Raw genomic sequence first — 17,712 nt, 5'->3', positions numbered from 1 at the left:
CGTCTCCTCGGTTCACGCCGTCCGCGCGCGGCGGCCTTCGATCGGGTAGGCAGGATCGTTGTAGCCCGGTGTCGAGGGATGGCCCGGCACGACCAGGCGATCGACCAGGCGTTCGTCATCCGCAGTGAAGCGGTAGTCGAGCGCGCGGATATAATCGTCCCACTGCTCTTCGGTGCGGGGGCCGGCGATGATGGAGGTCACGAACGCGGAGTTCAGCACCCAGGCGACCGCGAACTGGCCGGCGGTGATGCCTCTCTTCTCGGCGTGGGCTTTGATCTCCTGCGCGAGCTGAAGCGATTCCGGCCGCCATTCGGTCTGCATCATGCGAGTGTCGTTACGACCCGCGCGCGTCTCCTTGTCCGGCGCAGCATCGGGCTTGTACTTGCCGGTGAGGACGCCGCGCGCCAGCGGGCTGTAGGGCACGATACCGAGACCGTAGTAAGAGCAGGCCGGAAAATGCTCGACCTCGGGCATGCGGTTCATCGCGTTGTAATAAGGCTGGCTCACCGCGGGCCGGTCGATGCCGAGCCGGTCGCAGATGTTGCAGATCTCGGCGACGCGCCACGCGCGGTAGTTCGAGACGCCGAAATAGCGCACCTTGCCGGCGCGGATCAAATCACCCATCGCGCGCACCGTCTCTTCCAGCGGCGTCGCATGGTCTTCCTTGTGCAGATAGTAGACGTCGATGTGGTCGGTGCCGAGCCGCGTCAGGCTCTCGTCCGCGGCCTGCAACACCCAGCGCCGCGACAGCCCACCGCGATTGGGATCTTCACCCATGGGATTGGCGAGTTTTGTCGCGAGCACCCAGGCGTGGCGGTTGCTGGCGATGGCGCGACCGACGACCTCTTCGGACGCACCCTTCGAATAGGCATCCGCCGTGTCGATGAAATTGATGCCGGCATCGCGTGCCTTCGCGATGATGCGCCTGGAGCCGGCCTCATCGGTCGGCCCGCCGAACATCATGGTGCCCAGACAAATCGGCGACACTTTCAGGCCGCTGCGGCCGAGCTGGCGGTATTGCATGGGCTGTCCTTGCTGCTTCTGCTGACAACAGCATAGCTGTCTCACTCCGTCATTGCGAGCGCAGCGAAGCAATCCAGAGATGCATCCGCGGACAGATGCTGGATTGCTTCGCTGCGCTCGCAATGACGGTGAGGGTACGCTCGGGCCCATACTCGACGACAGCGGTGGGTGTGGTTGGCCGCGGCGGCAGCCAGACCGAGCGCCTATCCCGGCCCCTTCAGGATCTTGAACACGCCGTTCGCCATCACGATGCAGCGGTCGTCCACCGTCACTTCGGTGCTCATGAAGATCAGGCTGCGCGTCGAGCGCACCACGCGCGGGCGGGAGATCAGGATGTCGCCGATCTGTCCGGCCTCGACGAAATGGGTGTCGAGCTGCACCGTCGCCAAGTACTCCTTGCCGGAGACGTAGCGGGCGGACATGCCGCAGGTGCGATCGGCGAAGGTCATCATCACGCCGCCCTGGACCATGCCGCGGCGATTGTGGTGCTTGTCTTCGGTGGCAAGCGCGAACTCGTATTGGCCGCCGACCTTGCGCTCCCACAAGGGGCCGATCAGGTGCAGGAAGCCCGTGGTCTCCAGGATGCTCCAGCCCTCTGATTTCAGCCTTGCGGCGGTTTTGTTGGTCATCCCGTCGTCCATTGCTCTGCTTGCGAGCTCATTTCATCGAGGCCGGACGTGGTGTAGTCAAGCATCATGAGACCGTTCGAAGATGCCACACGGCGGAATATCGCTGATGCCTGCGCCGCCTTCGCGCGCCTGCCGGAGGGCAACGCGCCGTCGTACTTGAAGCGCGCCGCGGTGGCGGTCGCGCTGACGGCAGCAGACGAGGGCGATGACACTGCATTGCTGCTCACGCTACGCGCGTCGCACTTGCGCGCTCATCGCGGCCAATGGGCCTTGCCGGGCGGGCGCTGCGATGCTGGCGAGACGCCGATCGAGGCCGCGCTGCGCGAACTCGACGAGGAGCTCGGTCTTCGCCTCACCAGCGCCGACGTGCTCGGCACGCTCGACGATTATCCGACCCGCTCCGGCTATCTGATCACACCTGTCGTGGTCTGGGCCGCCGACAGCGCCGCGATCAGGTCGAACCCGGACGAAGTCGCCTCCGTCCATCGCATCGCGCTCACCACGATCGAGCGCGAGGACGCCTTCGACTTCATCGCGATCCCCGAGAGCGCGCGACGCGTGATCCGCTTCCATCACCAGACGAGCCTGATCCACGCGCCGACGGCGGCCCTGATCTACCAGTTCCGCGAGGTGCTGGCAGGGCGACACACCCGCGTGACCGAGCTGGAACAGCCGGTTTTCGCCTGGAAATGACATGGTAAACGGCACGTTAACGTGACGGTTACCGGATGCCTGCTAAGACGGCGGCATGCATCGTTCGATTCGACATCGCCTTGCGCTGGTTCCACTCGCGCTCGTCCTGCTCGCGCCTGCCGCGCGGGGCCGTGAGGCCGACGCGCTGCCGCCGGCCGTCCGCAATGCCAATGCCCAGCTGCTGTCGCAGTTCTTTGCGCAAGGCGGGGCCTCGCCCGCCGTGCTCGAATATCGCCGCAAGCTGGCGGAATATCAGGCGGCGCGCGCGGCCTTCGACGCCGAGGCCGGCGCCTATTGGAGCCAGATCTCCGAGAAGCGTCGCGGCCGCAACGCCAAGCGCCGCAGCGGGCAGCAGATCACCCTCGACGACTACGTGCTGGAGCATCCGCCGCTCTACAACGGGCCGAAGCGGCCGGTGAACCCGGAGCCGGAGGAAACGCCGGACCGTCCCGCGAGGAAACCGATCCCCGTCGTCGCCGATTTCCTGCGCGCGGCGCAGGAGCTCTACCAGTTCACGCCGCAGCGTCCCTCCAGCGAGCTAGAGTTCAAGCGCGCCTATGCGCGCTACGCGCTGGCCCATGGCCTGACGCGCGAGCAGGCGGTGCGGGTCTATTCGTTCGAGACCGGCGGCACGGGGACCTACGACGTCCAAGCGGGAATCGAGCACGGCGGCAAGCGCGCGATCTCCACCGCGATGGGTTACAATCAGCTTCTCACCACCAACAGCGTCGAGCTGCTCGCCGAGCAGGGCCATGAACTCATCCGCGCGCTCTCGGAGAAGGTGGCGCGGACGTCGGGGCCGGCGCGGCATGCGCTGGAGCACAAGCTCACTGTGTTGAAGAAGATGGTCGCACACGCCAAGTCGGTGCCCGATACCTGGTCGGATCACGAGAAGATGGGCGCCACCCCGCAGGGTTGGGCCATGCATGCGATGGTGCTCGACGTCGACATCGGCCCTATGCTGCAGACCCACAAGCTGCTGACCTCGGTGCTGTTCGCGCGCGCCAAGGGCTACACCCGCCCGCTCTCCGCCGCCGAGCTCGAGATGATGAATCTCACCGGCGACGGCACCGGCCTCGACATGGTGACGATGCCGCAGGCGATGCGCGAGCGGGTGCCGACCTCGAATTTCTTCCAGCGCGGCGGCTACGAGCGCAACCCGGTCGCGATCCGCCACAACACGGTGGCGAAGCTGCTCGCGGTGACGGATGAGCGGATGGACGTGAACAGCGGCAAGCCCGGCGCGAAGGAGCTGGCGGGCGCGTTCTAAGATCGCTCGCTCTTGCCGCATCTTCCGCTGTCATGCCCCGCGAAGGCGGGCATCCAGTACGCCGCGGGCTCTCGATTCATCACTGCGGCCTCTGGAATACTGGATCGTCCGCCTCCGCGGACGATGACACCGAGTAAGTGGCGACGCCGACGCTCGCCCTTACCGGCTACTGATCCGGTCCGAACTTGAACTTGCCGTCGCCTTCGAGATAAGGGCCCGTGCGCATATAGAGCTGGCCGTTGTGTCCGATGAAGAACAGCGTGCCCTTCGGCACTTTCTTGGCGCCCTTGAGCAGTTCGCCGGCATTGCTGGTGCCCATCTTGTAGGAGTAGGTCTTACCCTCCTTGTCATAGGCGTAGCCCATATCGGACTTGAGCTCCCACGGTGTTGCCGGGGCCTGCGCCAATGCGGGCGCGGCAAAGGTGCCGAGCGCGGCTGCGATTGCAAATGAATTGATTGAAAATGCCGTCATTCCCATCCTCCCACGGTCGGGACATCCAGGCTTGAACAAATCACGAACGGCGCTTCAAGGTCAATTCGCGAAAGCGCCGCAGCGCATCACAGCTTGCCCAGCAGTTTGTGATTTTCCCTTCGTTCCCTCGCGACTATGTTCCGCTTTCCGTCTAGAACGCAACTCCACAAAATTTTGGTTAGGGATGATTCGGATGCGCCATGTGATCAAACTCTGCTGGGCTGCTGCATTGTCGCTGACTGCGCTGGCGCCGGCTGCGCGTGCCGATGATTACCAGCTCAGCCACAATCAACGCATCTCGTGCAGCCGCGGCCTTGCTCCGGGCAAGCTGAACACCGCGACTTGCAAGTCCTACACCTATCTTTTCAACACCAAGACCTCTGAATATTTCCGCTGCCAGGTCTCGCTGGCGCTGACCCGCGACAACAAGGAAGTCATCAACGTCCAGACCGACGGCGGCTGCACCAGGAAGCCGCGCATCTTCGAGACCGACGGCAAATATGATTTCGACGCCACCGAGACCGAGCCGCCGAACACCAACTCGTTCTTCGGCCCCGGCGGCTATTCGGTCTGGGCCGCCGACGTGGGCGCGCAGAAGGTGCGCGGCTGCATCATCATCTCCTCGGGCCTTGGCTCCGACATCTCCAAATGCCTGGACATGACGTTCCAGTGAGGGGAGCGCGCGCCCGGACGTGATGGACTGGGCGTGCGGCGCGACCGCCGCGCTACCCTCGCCGCACCGTCCGGTTCCCAAAAATCGGCTGATCGATCGCTGGTTTCAATGGACGCCGCGGCGTCCGCCGTTGCCGGAGGTCGTGCTCGGCAATTCGGGCGCGGCGGGGGAGTGGCGGCTGTGCCATGATGGACAGTGCCGGACGCTGTCGGAGATTGTCGGGCATCGGATCGGTGCTAACGTCACCACGATGAAAGTTTGCGACAATCCGTAGCCCGCATGAGCGGAGCGACATGCGGGCTACAAGAACAACAACAAGGAGAACACGGGATGGATCGGCTCAAGGGCAAGGTTGCGATGGTGGTGGGGGCCGGCTCGATCGGTCCGGGCTGGGGCAACGGCAAGGCCACCGCGGTGACCTTCGCGCGCGAGGGCGCGCAGGTGTTCTGCGTCGATCGCAATGGCGCGGCGGCGGAGGAGACCGCCAAGATCATCGCCGGCGAAGGCGGCAAGGCGACCGCGTTCACGGCCGACGTCTCGCGGCCGACCGAGATCGAGGCGATGATCGCATCATGTCTGAAAGCTTATGGCCGCATCGACGTGCTCGACAACAATGTCGGCATCGCCGAAATGGGCAGCGTGGTCGATGTCGCCGAGGAGAGCTGGGACCGCGTCTTCACCGTCAATCTCAAGAGCGCTTATCTCGCCATGAAGCATGTCATCCCCGTGATGGTGAAGCAGGGCGGCGGCTCGATCATCAACATCTCCTCGATCGCCTCGATTCGCCACGTCGGGATTTCCTATGTCAGCTATAACGCCAGCAAAGCGGCGATGAACCAGTTGACGCGCTCCACCGCGATCGAATTCGCGAAGAGCCATGTGCGGGTGAACGCCATCCTGCCCGGCCTGATGAAGACGCCGATGGTCGAGCATTCCGCAGGGCTGGCCAACAGCTACGCCAAGGGCGATGTCGAAGCGATGTGGCGCGCCCGCGACGCGCAGGTGCCGATGGGCCATATGGGCGATGCCTTCGACGTCGCCAACGCCGCGCTGTTCCTGGCCTCGGACGAGTCGAAGTATGTGACGGGGATCGAACTGGTGGTCGACGGCGGGATCACCTGCAAGGCGGGGGCGTAGGCGTCGCCTCACTCTCCGCCGTCGTCCCGGGGCGCGCAAAGCGCGACCCGGGACCCATAACCACAGCGAGCAGTTTTTTGCCGCCTGGTAGCTCCGAGTCTTCGCCCAACCGTGGGCAGTGGCTATGGTCCCGGATCGGCGCGCGCTTGCGGCGCGCTTGTCCGGGACGACACCGAGAGTTACTGCGCCAGAGCCAATATCCCGCCGGCAAACGTATGCCACGCCGCCGTCTCGCTGACCGGCCAGTTCAGCACCTTCAGCGCCAGCAGCGCGAGCGTGCCGTAGATGTAGACCGGATGCACGCGGCCTTCGCTGCGCCAGTCGCGCACCATGGCGACGACGAGCAGTAGGGAGGCGACGACGGCGGGAGCGATGGTGACCGGCACCGGGGGCGGGCCCGGCGGTCCTGGAGGCGCGAGGAAGGTGAGAAACCAGCGCGCGATGGCGGCGTCGAGAATCGAGATCGCGGCGAGCAGCATCAGGCGCTTGTGGATCTCCGGCCTGCGCGTGCTCACGATCGCGAGCGCGAACACGACCGCGAAGAACGCGATTCCGCTCATCGGTACGATCGAGAAGGTGATGCCCGCTTCCTTCTGGCCGAGCGCGGCGGCATGCTTCATCAGGTGCACGGAGGTGAGGAATCCGAAGATTGTCATCGCGGTTGCCAGCGAGACGCCGGCGATGCCGAGCGAACGATGATTGACTACGCGGCCGGAGGCGGCGAGCCAGCTCTGGAGCACGAAATAGAGCGACCAGGTGAAGAACAACAATCCGTGAAAATGAACCACCGGGCTGGCCGAAAGTGTCCGGTTGGCGAGGGGGATCCAATAGGTCGGTGCGAAGCCGAGGAACGCGGTGGCAGCGCAGGCCAGCGACATGTGGAGGTAGAAATATCGTGCAGGCGACGCATCACGCGCGCGAACACGACGGTCGTCGATCAGAGTCGTCATCTGGAGTGTGTCTGGGGAGGAACGGTTTGGTTCAAGCTCCACTGTCGACTTCGAAGCGGCTGCTCACATCATCCTCCCGCGCTCAACTCTGCGCGATCGAGCTCTTCCTCGAGCCGATGAAACGCATCGTCGCCGATCACCTCGGTGGCGCGGAGATCGAAGATGGATTTGCGGGCGGCCTCGATGGCGCGGCGGCGCAGGGGATCGGCGGGCAGTTCGCCATTGGCAATGCCGCCGTTGGGATCGTTCTCGGTCTGCATGAGGATGGCGCGATATTCGAGCCGCAGGATTTCCGCTTCCTCCGACGGATCGCTTTCGATGACATCGAGCGCCGCGCGATAGGCGACCGCGCGTCCACGCGCGACCTCGGTGCCGACCGGATCGTCGTCCTGGAGGCGAAAGGCCAGGATCAGCGGCCGCAGCGTCAGGCCCTGGATCACCAGTGATCCCAGCACCACCGCAAAGGCGATGAAGACGATGAAGTCGCGATAGGGGAAGTTTTCCGGCAGGGCGAAGGCGGCCGCAAGCGTGACGAGGCCGCGCATGCCGCACCAGGAGATGATGAGCCCGCCTTTGACTGAAGCGACCTGCTTCGGATCCTTCGGATGATAGATGCCTTGGGCGACCAGCGCCCGCAGCGTCGTGCGGTAGAACGTCACCCAGAACAGGCGGACCAGGACGACGGTGAGCAGGATCCAGGCGGCGGCGACGCAGTATTCCCAGCGCACTTCGGCATCGAGCCGCGTCCAGATCGGCCGCATCTGCATGCCGATCAGCATGAAGGCGAGCACATTGAGCACGAACACCATCGTCTCCCAGACCGCATAGGACGGCACCCGCAGCCGTGCCGGGATGCGCGCTGGCGCTGTGCGCGCAACCGTGATGCCATAGACCACGATGGTGAGGATGCCGGAGAGGCCGAGATGCTCGGCCGCGATCCAGACCAGGAAGGTGGTGGCGAACTGCAAGATGATGGCGCTCGGCGCTTCCTTCACCCGCTCCATGAACAACGGAATGATGCGGCCTGCAGCGAGTCCTGCGACGACGCTGCCGACTAGCGCGAGGGCCATGGTCGGTGCGACCTGGCTCCATGTCAGGTGCTCGGTGGCAACCGCGCCAACCGCGATGCGATAGATCAGCAGCGCGGTGGCGTCGTTGAGCAGGCTCTCGCCCTCCAGGACCTTGACCATGCGATGCGGCAGCTTCACCTGGCTCAGGATCGCGACCGCCGCCGCCGCATCCGGCGGTGCCACGATGGCCCCGAGCGCGATCGCAGCGGCCCAGGGCATGTCGGGCATCAGCCGGTGCGCGACGAAGGCGACGCCCGCTGTGGTCAACCCGACCGCGGCGACGACCAGGGTGGAGACCGGAACCCAATTGTTGCGCAGGTCCCGCAGCGAGGTGTCGAAGGCGGCGTCGAGCAGCACCGGTGCGACAAAAAGCGCCAATGCCAGGTCCGGCTCCAACGTCCAGGACGGGCTCGACGGCACGAAGGCGATCAGGGCGCCTCCGATGGCGAGGAAGGTCGGGTAGGGGACCTTGATCCGCCGCGCCAGCGCCGATAAGCCAACCGCGCCGAGCAGAAGCACGATGATCCATTCGAATGTCGACACGATGATCCCCGAAACCGATGTGAGCGGCGCCACAAGCTAGCACCAATCCGGCCGTATTGTTCGATCATGCGGCCGCAAAGCAAGGTTGAAGGCGAGACTGGCGGAAACCTGACGACGACGCTGAAGGCAAGATCTCCGACTGCAACGAGCATGCGTTCCTTTCTCATTCGCCTCTCAGGTGCCGGACTCATTTGCGTGCTCTCGCTCGCCGAGGCCCATGCCAGGACGGGCGGTGAGCCGGTCGCGGTGCCGCAGATCGACCTCGCGCCATGCCTTGCGGCAGCCGCAGCCGACGACATGGACAAGGCGGCGCCGGCCTGCGCGGCGGTGATCGAGAACGAGAAGACCGCGAAGGAAGATCTGATCAAGGCGCTCATCGCGCGCGGCGCGCTCTATGCGCGGCGCGGCCAGATCGACCGCGCGATCGCCGACGACAGCCGCGCGCTTCTGCTCGATCCGGGCCTCGCCGATGTCTTCAATGCACGCGGCGAGCTGTGGCTGAAGAAGGGCGACAAGCCCAAGGCGGTGCAGGATTTCGGCGCGGCGCTCAAGATCGATCCGAATCACGAAAAGGCCAAGGCCAATCACAAGGCGATGGCGCGTGAGCTCGAGCGGCTCGGGGCGCAGATGGCGCTGGCCGGCAAGCCCAGCTTCAATTGCGCGCGAGCGCGCAAGACGGTGGAAAGGGCGATCTGCGGCAATCGTGAGCTCGCCGATCTCGACCGGGAGATATTTGCAGCGAATGCCCGCGTGATCCGCGAGGCGCGAAATCCTGCCGGGGCGAAAGCGCTTCAGCGCGAGCAGGACGATTTCATTGCACGCCGCAATGCAGAATTCGGGCGGCCGGGCTATGATCTAAGGAAGGCGATGCAGGAGCGCTTGCAGAGGATCAACGGGGTGGATGGGTATTGAGGCGGTCTTCGCCTCGTGAGAGGTCGTCATGCCCGGGCTTGTCCCGGGCATCCACGTTCTTTGGTCCGCGGCCAAGGCGTGGATCGGGACAAGCCCGGCCATGACGGCGCCGACAGCCACCGATTTGAACCCATCCCTTGCCAGCCGCGACAATGGTGAGAACCCGACGCCCCGGAGACCTACGCCATGTGCGGCACGCATTCTTCCGCGCAAATGCCCGCGTTTGCCAAAATCTCGCTTCGCGCCTTCCTCCTCGGCGCCGCCATGAGCGTGGCCCTCATCGGCCCGGCTTTCGCCGACGCTGATTGCGTCCTGAACAGCAAAGCTGCTCCCGCAGACCTGATCTCCGCATGCAGCGTCATCATCGACCAGACGACAAATTCCGCGTCTGAACGTTCCCTGGCGCTCGTTGCGCGCGCCGAAGCCAATGCGCGAACCTCCGGAGGCCTGTCGCAGGCGCTGCGCGACCTGGACCGCGCCATCGCGCTTGACGGCAGGAACGCAAAGGCCTGGCGCGTGCGCGGTGACCTCCTGCGCGAGGCGGGCGGCGACCTCAATCGTGCCGCGGCGGATCTGACCAAGGCGATCGAGCTCGACCCAAAGGATGCGGAAGCTTACGAGCTGCGCGGCGTGGTCTACACCAATCAGCGCCGGCTCGACCGCGCGCTCGCTGATTACGACCAGGCAATCAAGCTGAAGCCGGACGATGCGCAGGCCTGGTCCGATCGCGGCGTGGCCTATTATCTCGGCGGCGACAACGAGAAGGCGGTCAAGAATTTCGACGAGGCATTGCGCCTCGATCCCAACCGCGCGCGCACCTACACCAATCGTGGGGCGGCCTACAAGAAGCTCGGCCAGCTCGACAAGGCGGTCGCCGATGACGGCGAGGCGATCAGGCTCGATCCGAAGGTTCCGGAGTATTACGACAATCGCGGCCTGACCTATGCCGCGATGGGCGAGTACGACAAGGCGATTGCCGATTACGACCAGGCGATCCGGCGCGAGCAGCGCGCCAACTTCCTGACCAACCGCGGCGATTCCTATCAGTTCAAGGGCGAGCTCGGGGCGGCGCTGAGCGACTACGAGGCCGCGCTGAAGCTCGATCCGAATTTCGCGAAGACCTACAACAACCGCGCCGTGCTCTACAAGAAGATGGGGGAGCGCAAGAAAGCGCTGGCCGACTACGAGACCGCGCTGAAGCTCGATCCCGGTAACGAGAATGCCGCGAACGGCCGCCGTGCAATGATCGCCGAGATCGCGAAGTTTGGCGCCGAGCCGCCGCGTGCCCTGAATGCGGAGGCGGGTAACGGCCCGTCCTTCAACTGTGCCACCGCCAGGCGCGAGGTCGAGAAGGTGATCTGTGCCGATGCGCAGCTCGGCGTGCTCGACCGCCAGATCGCCGAGACTTATGAACGCGTGCTGAGGGCTTCGAAGGGACGTTCCGCCAGCGACCTGCGCAAGACCCAGCGCGAGTTCCTCATGACGCGCAATGCGAGCTTCCGCCGCCCCGGCTACGATCTGAAGAAGATCATGCAGGACCGCTTGCAGCGGCTGAATGCGATGGAGAGCTAGAAGGACACGAAGTCGCGCCGACTGCTCGGTCACCTCTCCCGCTTGCGGGGGAGGTCTACGCGCTCGTAGAGCGCGGCGGGTGGGGGCTCTCTCCTCTCGGGGACTTTCTCTATGACACTCGCGCAATCCCGACGCGGACACAGCCCTCTCCCCACCCCTCTCCCGCAAGCGGGAGAGGGAGCGCACCGCCGACGCGGCCGCGACCGTCTCTCTCCCAAGAGACCATCCTTTTCAGCTTGAACCGCGGCCCGTTCCCGGGAGAATACTCTCCAAACGAGGCCGGCGATTGATCCTGGTCATGGCGGGACGCCCGTCCTGTCGTCAGGTCAGGGCCAGGCGCACAAAGGAACGGGAGCGCGGGCATGAACGTCCAGGGCAAGAGCATCTATCACGAGGTCCACGCGCGCTCGCTGGCGGATCCGGAAGGATTCTGGGCCGAGGCGGCCAAGGACATCGACTGGATCGAGCCGCCGAAGTCCATCTTCGATGCCAGCCGAGGAACCTATGGCCGCTGGTTCGCCGGCGGTGTGGTCAACACCTGCTACAATGCGCTCGATCGCCATGTCGAACGTGGCCGCGCCGACCAGGTCGCGCTGATCCATGATTCTCCGCTGACCAGCAGCGTCACCAGATTCACCTACGCCGAACTCCTGAAGGAAGTGCAGGCGCTCGCCGCCATCATGCAGGATTTCGGCGTCGCCAAGGGCGAACGCGTCATCCTCTATATGCCGATGGTGCCCGAGGCCGTGGTCGCGATGCTCGCCTGTGCGCGCATCGGCGCGGTGCATTCCGTGGTGTTCGGCGGCTTCGCCGCCAAGGAGCTCGCCACCCGCATCGACGACGCCGAGCCGAAGCTCATTCTCTCCGCGAGCTGCGGCATCGAGCCCGGTCGCATCGTGCAATACAAGCCGCTGCTCGACGAGGCGATCAGGCTCGCGGGCACGAAGCCGAAGGCCTGCATCGTGCTGCAGCGTCCGCAGCACACCTGCGACCTGACGCCGGGGCGCGACTACGATTGGGCGAGCCTGCGCCGCAAGGCGCTGAATGACGGCAAGGCGGCTCCTTGTGTACCCGTCGCCGCCACCGATCCGCTCTACATCCTCTACACGTCGGGCACCACGGGCATTCCCAAGGGCGTGGTGCGCGACAATGGCGGGCACCTCGTCGCGGTGAAATGGTCGATGTTCAACCTCTATGGCGTCAAGCCGGGCGAGGTCTGGTGGTGCGGCTCCGACATCGGCTGGGTGGTCGGCCACAGCTATATCGTCTACGGCCCGCTGCTGCATGGTGCGACCTCGATCATGTATGAGGGCAAGCCGGTCGGCACGCCCGACGCCGGCGCGTTCTGGCGCGTCATCAGCGAGCACAAGGCGGTGGCTTTCTTCACTGCCCCGACCGCATTCCGCGCGATCCGCAAGGAAGACCCGGAAGGAAAATTCATCCGGAAATACGATCTCTCCAAATTCCGCACGCTGTTCCTCGCCGGCGAGCGCGCCGATCCGCCGACGGTGGAATGGGCGGAGCAGCAGCTGAAGGTGCCGGTGATCGACCATTGGTGGCAGACCGAGACGGGCTGGTGCATCGCCGGCAATCCGGTCGGGCTCGGCATGCTGCCGGTGAAGCACGGCTCGCCGACGGTGCCGATGCCGGGCTATCAGGTCGACATCGTCGACGAAGCGGCAAAGCCGGTCGGCCCCAACACCATGGGGTCGATCGTCATCAAGCTGCCGATGCCGCCGGGCTGCCTGCCGACGCTATGGAATCAGGATACGCGCTTCAAGGAAGCGTATCTGAGCGAATTCCCCGGCTATTACAAAACCTCCGACGCCGGCTACAAGGACGAGGACGGCTATGTCTTCGTCATGGGGCGCACCGACGACATCATCAACGTCGCCGGCCATCGCCTCTCCACCGGCGGCATGGAGGAGATTCTGGCTTCGCATCCGGATGTGGCCGAATGCGCCGTGCTCGGCGTCAAGGACGCGATCAAGGGCGAGGTGCCCTGCGGCTTCCTGGTGCTGAAAGCCGGCGTGACGCGCGCGCCCGCCGAAATCGAGAAGGAGATCGTCGCGCTGGTGCGCGACAAGCTCGGCCCGGTCGCCGCCTTCAAGCTCGCGATCACCGTCGGCCGCCTGCCCAAGACGCGATCGGGAAAAATCCTGCGCGGCACCATCAAGAAGATCGCCGATGGCGAAGCCTGGACCATGCCGGCGACGATCGAGGATCCCAAGGCGCTGGACGAGATCGGCGAGGCGCTGAAGGGGCGGGTGTGAGGTTTGCTCTTCCGTCAGGCCCGGGCTTGCCGTCGTCGCATCTGCTTCGCCGGCCCCGAACTGAATTGCCCGGCATGGCCTTGGCGCGCCGGGACCCGGGCATCCATCAATGAGCAAGCAAATGCCTTGATTTCGATGGATTGCCGGGTCAAGCCCGGCAATGACCATGAGACAGGACCGATCAATGTCAGCCAACCTCGTGCGGTACGGCGCCATCTCGCTGCTCGCCATCGCTCTCTCCGCCTGCTCCTCGCGCTACCAGACGCCGGTTGCGGTGGGCGGCGACGACGATGACGCCGTGTGCCAGAGCCGCGGCTATGCGCAGGGCTCGGCGGAATATGCGGCCTGCCGCAAGGACCGCGACGTCCAGCGCAATGCCGCCACCGCCCGCGCCGACCGCCGTCAGCGCGATCTCGGCGAATACATGCTGAACAATCCGGTGCGGCCGTGATGTGCGGTTCGGCACTATCGTGCCGCAGCGCTGGCCTGTGATTGCGTTTTCTGTTGCGAGAAGAGTTGGTTGAAGGAGGGCGCAGACTAGCTCGCGTGCACTGTCCGCGGATGCCGCTCATGCAGCAGCTTCGCCAGAGCGTCACGATCGCCGGGGCGGTCCTTGACGGCGATTTCGAACAAGGCTTCCTGGATATCTCGGGGCATGTCGCCCCACGCTGCCAGAACGGCGCGTCCCAGCATCGGAGCAAAATGGTCTTCGTCGTGCTGCATCGCTGATCCTCCGCGCTGAAAACAATGCAGGCTCGGCTACATCGTTCCTGCTCGCGGCATCGCAAAAGCTGCGCTCGCAAACAAAAACGCGGCGGATCGCTCCGCCGCGTTCGAACCGATGTCCGTGCAGGGAGGAAAATTACTCCTCCTCGTCCTCCTGCTTCTTGCCGCCGAGCGTCTTCAGCTTGGCGAACACGGCGTCGACATTGAGGTCGTCGCTGGATTTCTCCGCGGGCTCGTACTCGTCCTTGCGGGTGGTCTCGGAGGCCGGCAGCAGGGTGGCGCCGCCATAGGCTGCGTCGATCGGCTTTTCCTTGGCCGCGCGCTGCACCTCGAAATCGAGCTCGATCTGCGAGCACAGGCCGAGGGTGACGGGGTCGATCGGGGTCAGGGACGACGTGTTCCAATGGGTGCGGTCGCGCACGCTGGCGATCGTGCTCTTGGTGGTGCCGACCAGGCGCATGATCTGGGCGTCCTTGAGCTCGGCATGGTTGCGCAGCAGCCAGAGGATGGCGCTCGGGCGCTCGTGGCGGCGCGAGACGGGGGTGTAGCGCGGGCCCTTGCGCTTGGGCTGGGGCGGCAGCACCACCTTGCTCTCCTGGAGGCGGAGCCGATAATCCGGGTTGTTCTCGCCCTTTTCGATCTCCTCGCGGGTCAGCTGGCCATTGGAGAGCGGATCCATGCCCTTGATGCCCTGGGCAGCGTCGCCGTCGGCGATCGCGCGCACCTCGAGGGGATGCATCTTGGTGAAATCGGCGACCTGGTCGAAGGTCAGCGCGGTGTTGTCGAGCAGCCAAACGGCGGTCGCCTTGGGCATCAGAGGTGCGTTGCTCATGGCAAATCTCCTTTGTGCTTCGCCCACCCCTCTGGAGGCGAAACCGGTGGTCATCAGCGATGACAGGGAATTCGCGCTATATAAGCCCGGAGGGGGTGGACACGCAATGGTTCTGCTATAGATAGTGCCTTGACAGCGCCCGAAAGGGGGGCCCAATTCCTTTGAACCGCCGTACGGTTCGAGCCGACCCTTTCAAGCCAATTCCATCCATCGACCGCCCCCGCCAGAAGGCGAAACGGGTGATTCGGTCCCGAGATCGCTCAATGTCAGCCAAACCAGACCTCAAGATCGTGCTTTGTTCTCCCCGCGGCTTCTGTGCCGGCGTGGTCCGGGCGATCGACACCGTGGAACGGGCGCTCGATAAATACGGCGCCCCCGTCTATGTTCGCCACGAGATTGTGCACAACAAATACGTCGTCGACGGGTTGAAGAAGAAGGGTGCCATCTTCGTCGAAGAGCTGGCCGAAATCCCCGAAAACACCACCGCCCCCGTGGTGTTCTCGGCCCATGGCGTGCCGAAATCGGTTCCGTCCGATGCCCAGTCGCGCAATCTGTTCTCGCTGGATGCGACCTGCCCGCTGGTGACCAAGGTGCACCGCGAGGCCGCGATCCACTTCAAGCGCGGCCGCGAGATCTTCCTGATCGGCCATTCGCACCACCCCGAAGTGGTCGGCACGCTCGGCCAGCTTCCGGTCGGCGCCGTGACCCTGATCGAGACCGCCGAGGACGCCAAGACCATCACGCCGAAGAACCCCGACAACCTCGCCTTCGTGACCCAGACCACGCTGTCGATCGACGACACCGCGGAGATCGTGGCGTTGCTCAAGGAACGCTTCCCGAACATCAACGGTCCGCACAAGGAAGACATCTGCTACGCCACCACCAACCGCCAGCTCGCGGTGAAGAAGGTGGCGCCGGTGGTGGACGCGCTGATCGTTGTCGGTGCTCCCAATTCGTCGAACTCGCAGCGCCTGCGCGAGGTCGCCGAGCGCGAGGGCTGCAAGATCGCGGTGCTGGCGCAGCGCGCCACCGACATCGACTGGGACAAGTTCGGCAACATCACCAGCCTCGGCATCACCGCGGGCGCATCCGCGCCCGAAGTGATCGTCGAGGAGATCATGGACGCGTTCGCCGAGCGCTACACCCTGCATGTGGAGACGGTCTCGGCCGCGGAAGAGAACGAGTTCTTCCCGCTGCCCCGTCAGGTGCGCCCCGAAGCCGCCGCCGAGTAGACCTTTATGGCGGTCTACACCGACGTTGCCGCCGACGAGCTTGCGGATTTTCTGAAGCAATATGATCTCGGCGAATTGCTCTCCTACAAGGGCATCGCCGAGGGCGTCGAGAATTCCAACTTCCTGCTGCACACGAGCGCGGGTTCGTTCATCCTCACGCTCTATGAGAAGCGCGTGGCGAAGAACGATTTGCCGTTCTTCCTCGCGCTGATGACGCATCTGGCCGAGCACGGCATCAACTGCCCCCTGCCGGTGAAGGCGAGGGACGGCGAGGCGCTGCGCGAGCTGTCGGGCCGCCCGGCCGCGATCATCACCTTTCTCGAAGGCATGTGGCCGCGCAAGCCGAACGTGAGCCATTGCGCCGGCGTCGGCGAGGCGCTGGCGAAGATGCATCTGGCCGGCGCCAACTTCACGATCAAGCGCGCCAATGCGCTCTCCGTCTCCGGCTGGCGGCCGCTGTTCGATGCGGCTGCGAGCCGTGCCGACGAGGTGCAACCAGGCCTGCGCGGTTTTCTGGCCGCCGAGCTCGATCATCTCTCGAGCGGGGTCTGGCCCACCGATCTGCCGGAGGGCGTGATCCACGCCGATCTCTTCAACGACAACGTCTTCTTTCTCGGCGACCGGCTCTCGGGCATCATCGACTTCACCTTCGCCTGCAACGACATGCTGGCCTATGACGTCGCGATCTGCCTCAACGCCTGGTGCTTCGAGCCGGATCATTCCTTCAACGTCACCAAGGCGCGCGCCTTCCTCAACGCCTATGGCCGGGTGCGAAAGCTGACGGCGTCGGAAGAGGCGGCGCTGCCGCTGCTCGCGCGCGGCGCCGCGATCCGTTTCCTGCTGACGCGGCTGGTGGACTGGCTTAACGTTCCGCCCGGGGCGCTGGTGAAGCCGAAGGATCCCCTGGAATATGTCCGCAAGCTGCGCTTCCACCAGAGCGTGACGAGCGCACGCGATTACGGGCTGATGCCGTCAGGACTGGTGGCGTGAGCGAGCTTCCCAACGTCACGATCTATACCGACGGTGCCTGCTCGGGAAATCCCGGGCCCGGCGGCTGGGGCGCGATCCTGAAGTTCGGCGACAAGGAGAAGGAGCTGAACGGCGGCCAGCCGCACACCACCAACAATCAGATGGAATTGATGGCGGCGATCTCCGCGCTCGAAGCGCTGAAGCGGCCGTGCACGGTCGATCTCTACACCGACAGCCAGTATGTCCGGCAGGGCATCACCGGCTGGATCTTCGGCTGGAAGCGCAACGGCTGGCGCACCGCCGACAAGAAGCCGGTGAAGAACGTCGAGTTATGGCAACGCCTCGACGCTGCGCTGAAGCAGCACGAGGTCCGCTGGCATTGGGTCAAGGGCCATGCCGGTCACCCCGAGAACGAGCGCGCCGATCAGCTGGCGCGCGACGGGATCGTGAAGGCAAGGCTGCAGACCCGGATCAGCGAGTAGCGAGGGGGCTGGCTCTCTCCATTCGTCATGGCCGGGCTTGACTCGGCCATCCAAGCCTTGCCGCGCGGAGCCAAGAACGTGGATGCCCGGGACAAGCCCGGGCATGACGTCGTCCTTGGATAGAGCGTGCCTAAAGCTGTCGTCCGTTAAGAAGCCGGATTGATCGAGGCTGGCCGGGCGAGCGTGCGCCATAGCTGGGCCAGGAACAGGCACAAGAGATATCTCAGCCAGGCGAGGATGCGGCGGAAGTTGTG

General features: G+C 64.8%; 18 protein-coding genes and 1 pseudogene. 12 read left to right on the top strand and 7 right to left on the bottom strand.

Annotated features, from left to right (window positions below):
- Positions 1-12: 12 nt before the first annotated feature.
- Positions 13-1,023: an aldo/keto reductase gene (locus RCO31_RS25860; RefSeq protein ID WP_145640291.1), complete on the bottom strand. Its 1,011-nt coding sequence runs from the start codon at positions 1,021-1,023 to the stop codon at positions 13-15.
- Between the two features lie 203 nt (positions 1,024-1,226).
- Entirely contained in the window at positions 1,227-1,652 is a 426-nt protein-coding gene (locus RCO31_RS25855) for a PaaI family thioesterase (protein WP_167520691.1), read from the bottom strand.
- A 63-nt stretch (positions 1,653-1,715) separates the two neighbouring features.
- Here RCO31_RS25855 and RCO31_RS25850 point away from each other — a divergent pair, with 63 nt between their 5' ends.
- Both RCO31_RS25850 and RCO31_RS25845 read left to right on the top strand, forming a co-directional pair.
- Positions 1,716-2,345, top strand: coding sequence for a CoA pyrophosphatase (locus tag RCO31_RS25850; protein WP_145640285.1), 630 nt, complete (start codon positions 1,716-1,718; stop codon positions 2,343-2,345).
- Between the two features lie 55 nt (positions 2,346-2,400).
- Positions 2,401-3,615 (top strand): hypothetical protein, encoded by a 1,215-nt coding sequence (locus RCO31_RS25845; RefSeq protein ID WP_145640282.1) that lies wholly within the window; start codon positions 2,401-2,403, stop codon positions 3,613-3,615.
- A gap of 166 nt (positions 3,616-3,781) precedes the next feature.
- Here the strand turns inward: RCO31_RS25845 and RCO31_RS25840 are convergent, their stop codons facing one another.
- Positions 3,782-4,087: a hypothetical protein gene (locus tag RCO31_RS25840; protein ID WP_145640279.1), complete on the bottom strand. Its 306-nt coding sequence runs from the start codon at positions 4,085-4,087 to the stop codon at positions 3,782-3,784.
- A gap of 193 nt (positions 4,088-4,280) precedes the next feature.
- Here RCO31_RS25840 and RCO31_RS25835 point away from each other — a divergent pair, with 193 nt between their 5' ends.
- The 3 genes and pseudogenes from RCO31_RS25835 (at position 4,281) to RCO31_RS25825 (ending at position 5,897) form a co-directional block, all read left to right on the top strand.
- On the top strand, positions 4,281-4,760 hold the full coding sequence (locus RCO31_RS25835; protein WP_167520689.1) for a hypothetical protein: 480 nt from the start codon (positions 4,281-4,283) through the stop codon (positions 4,758-4,760).
- Between the two features lie 70 nt (positions 4,761-4,830).
- Positions 4,831-5,034, top strand: a pseudogene (locus tag RCO31_RS25830) (DUF1850 domain-containing protein); the annotation flags it as partial.
- A gap of 56 nt (positions 5,035-5,090) precedes the next feature.
- Entirely contained in the window at positions 5,091-5,897 is an 807-nt protein-coding gene (locus RCO31_RS25825) for an SDR family NAD(P)-dependent oxidoreductase (protein ID WP_145640276.1), read from the top strand.
- 179 nt (positions 5,898-6,076) lie between these two features.
- Here the strand turns inward: RCO31_RS25825 and RCO31_RS25820 are convergent, their stop codons facing one another.
- Positions 6,077-6,847: a hypothetical protein gene (locus tag RCO31_RS25820; protein ID WP_145640273.1), complete on the bottom strand. Its 771-nt coding sequence runs from the start codon at positions 6,845-6,847 to the stop codon at positions 6,077-6,079.
- 68 nt (positions 6,848-6,915) lie between these two features.
- A complete protein-coding gene (locus RCO31_RS25815) occupies positions 6,916-8,493 on the bottom strand; it encodes a sodium:proton antiporter (RefSeq protein ID WP_145640271.1) in 1,578 nt (525 codons plus the stop codon).
- Between the two features lie 117 nt (positions 8,494-8,610).
- Here RCO31_RS25815 and RCO31_RS25810 point away from each other — a divergent pair, with 117 nt between their 5' ends.
- The 4 genes from RCO31_RS25810 (at position 8,611) to RCO31_RS25795 (ending at position 13,668) form a co-directional block, all read left to right on the top strand.
- Positions 8,611-9,372 carry a tetratricopeptide repeat protein gene (locus RCO31_RS25810; protein ID WP_145640269.1) on the top strand — a complete coding sequence of 254 codons (762 nt, stop codon included), beginning with the start codon at positions 8,611-8,613 and terminating at the stop codon, positions 9,370-9,372.
- A 186-nt stretch (positions 9,373-9,558) separates the two neighbouring features.
- Positions 9,559-10,944: a tetratricopeptide repeat protein gene (locus tag RCO31_RS25805; protein ID WP_145640267.1), complete on the top strand. Its 1,386-nt coding sequence runs from the start codon at positions 9,559-9,561 to the stop codon at positions 10,942-10,944.
- Between the two features lie 362 nt (positions 10,945-11,306).
- Positions 11,307-13,217 (top strand): propionyl-CoA synthetase, encoded by a 1,911-nt coding sequence (locus tag RCO31_RS25800; RefSeq protein WP_145640265.1) that lies wholly within the window; start codon positions 11,307-11,309, stop codon positions 13,215-13,217.
- A gap of 184 nt (positions 13,218-13,401) precedes the next feature.
- Complete coding sequence (locus RCO31_RS25795) at positions 13,402-13,668, top strand: hypothetical protein (protein ID WP_145640263.1); 267 nt, start codon at positions 13,402-13,404, stop codon at positions 13,666-13,668.
- 86 nt (positions 13,669-13,754) lie between these two features.
- Here the strand turns inward: RCO31_RS25795 and RCO31_RS25790 are convergent, their stop codons facing one another.
- Positions 13,755-13,940 carry a hypothetical protein gene (locus RCO31_RS25790; protein ID WP_060734723.1) on the bottom strand — a complete coding sequence of 62 codons (186 nt, stop codon included), beginning with the start codon at positions 13,938-13,940 and terminating at the stop codon, positions 13,755-13,757.
- A gap of 139 nt (positions 13,941-14,079) precedes the next feature.
- Positions 14,080-14,775 (bottom strand): DUF1013 domain-containing protein, encoded by a 696-nt coding sequence (locus RCO31_RS25785; protein ID WP_008543124.1) that lies wholly within the window; start codon positions 14,773-14,775, stop codon positions 14,080-14,082.
- Positions 14,776-15,038: 263 nt separating this feature from the next.
- Between RCO31_RS25785 and ispH the strand changes: the two genes are divergently transcribed.
- From ispH to rnhA, 3 genes are read left to right on the top strand one after another with little or no spacing between them, the layout of a single operon-like run.
- The gene (gene ispH / locus RCO31_RS25780; RefSeq protein WP_008543125.1) at positions 15,039-16,007 is read left to right on the top strand and encodes a 4-hydroxy-3-methylbut-2-enyl diphosphate reductase; all 969 of its coding nucleotides are present in this window, start codon (positions 15,039-15,041) and stop codon (positions 16,005-16,007) included.
- Between the two features lie 6 nt (positions 16,008-16,013).
- On the top strand, positions 16,014-16,997 hold the full coding sequence (locus RCO31_RS25775) for a homoserine kinase (protein ID WP_145640261.1): 984 nt from the start codon (positions 16,014-16,016) through the stop codon (positions 16,995-16,997).
- Entirely contained in the window at positions 16,994-17,458 is a 465-nt protein-coding gene (rnhA, locus tag RCO31_RS25770; RefSeq protein ID WP_145640259.1) for a ribonuclease HI, read from the top strand. The genes RCO31_RS25775 and rnhA overlap by 4 nt, the downstream gene beginning before the upstream one ends.
- The last annotated feature ends 254 nt before the right edge of the window (positions 17,459-17,712 follow it).

Source organism: Bradyrhizobium sp. LHD-71, from assembly GCF_031157255.1.
Classification (GTDB): domain Bacteria; phylum Pseudomonadota; class Alphaproteobacteria; order Rhizobiales; family Xanthobacteraceae; genus P52-10.
This window is presented reverse-complemented; position numbering and strand designations above follow the sequence as displayed.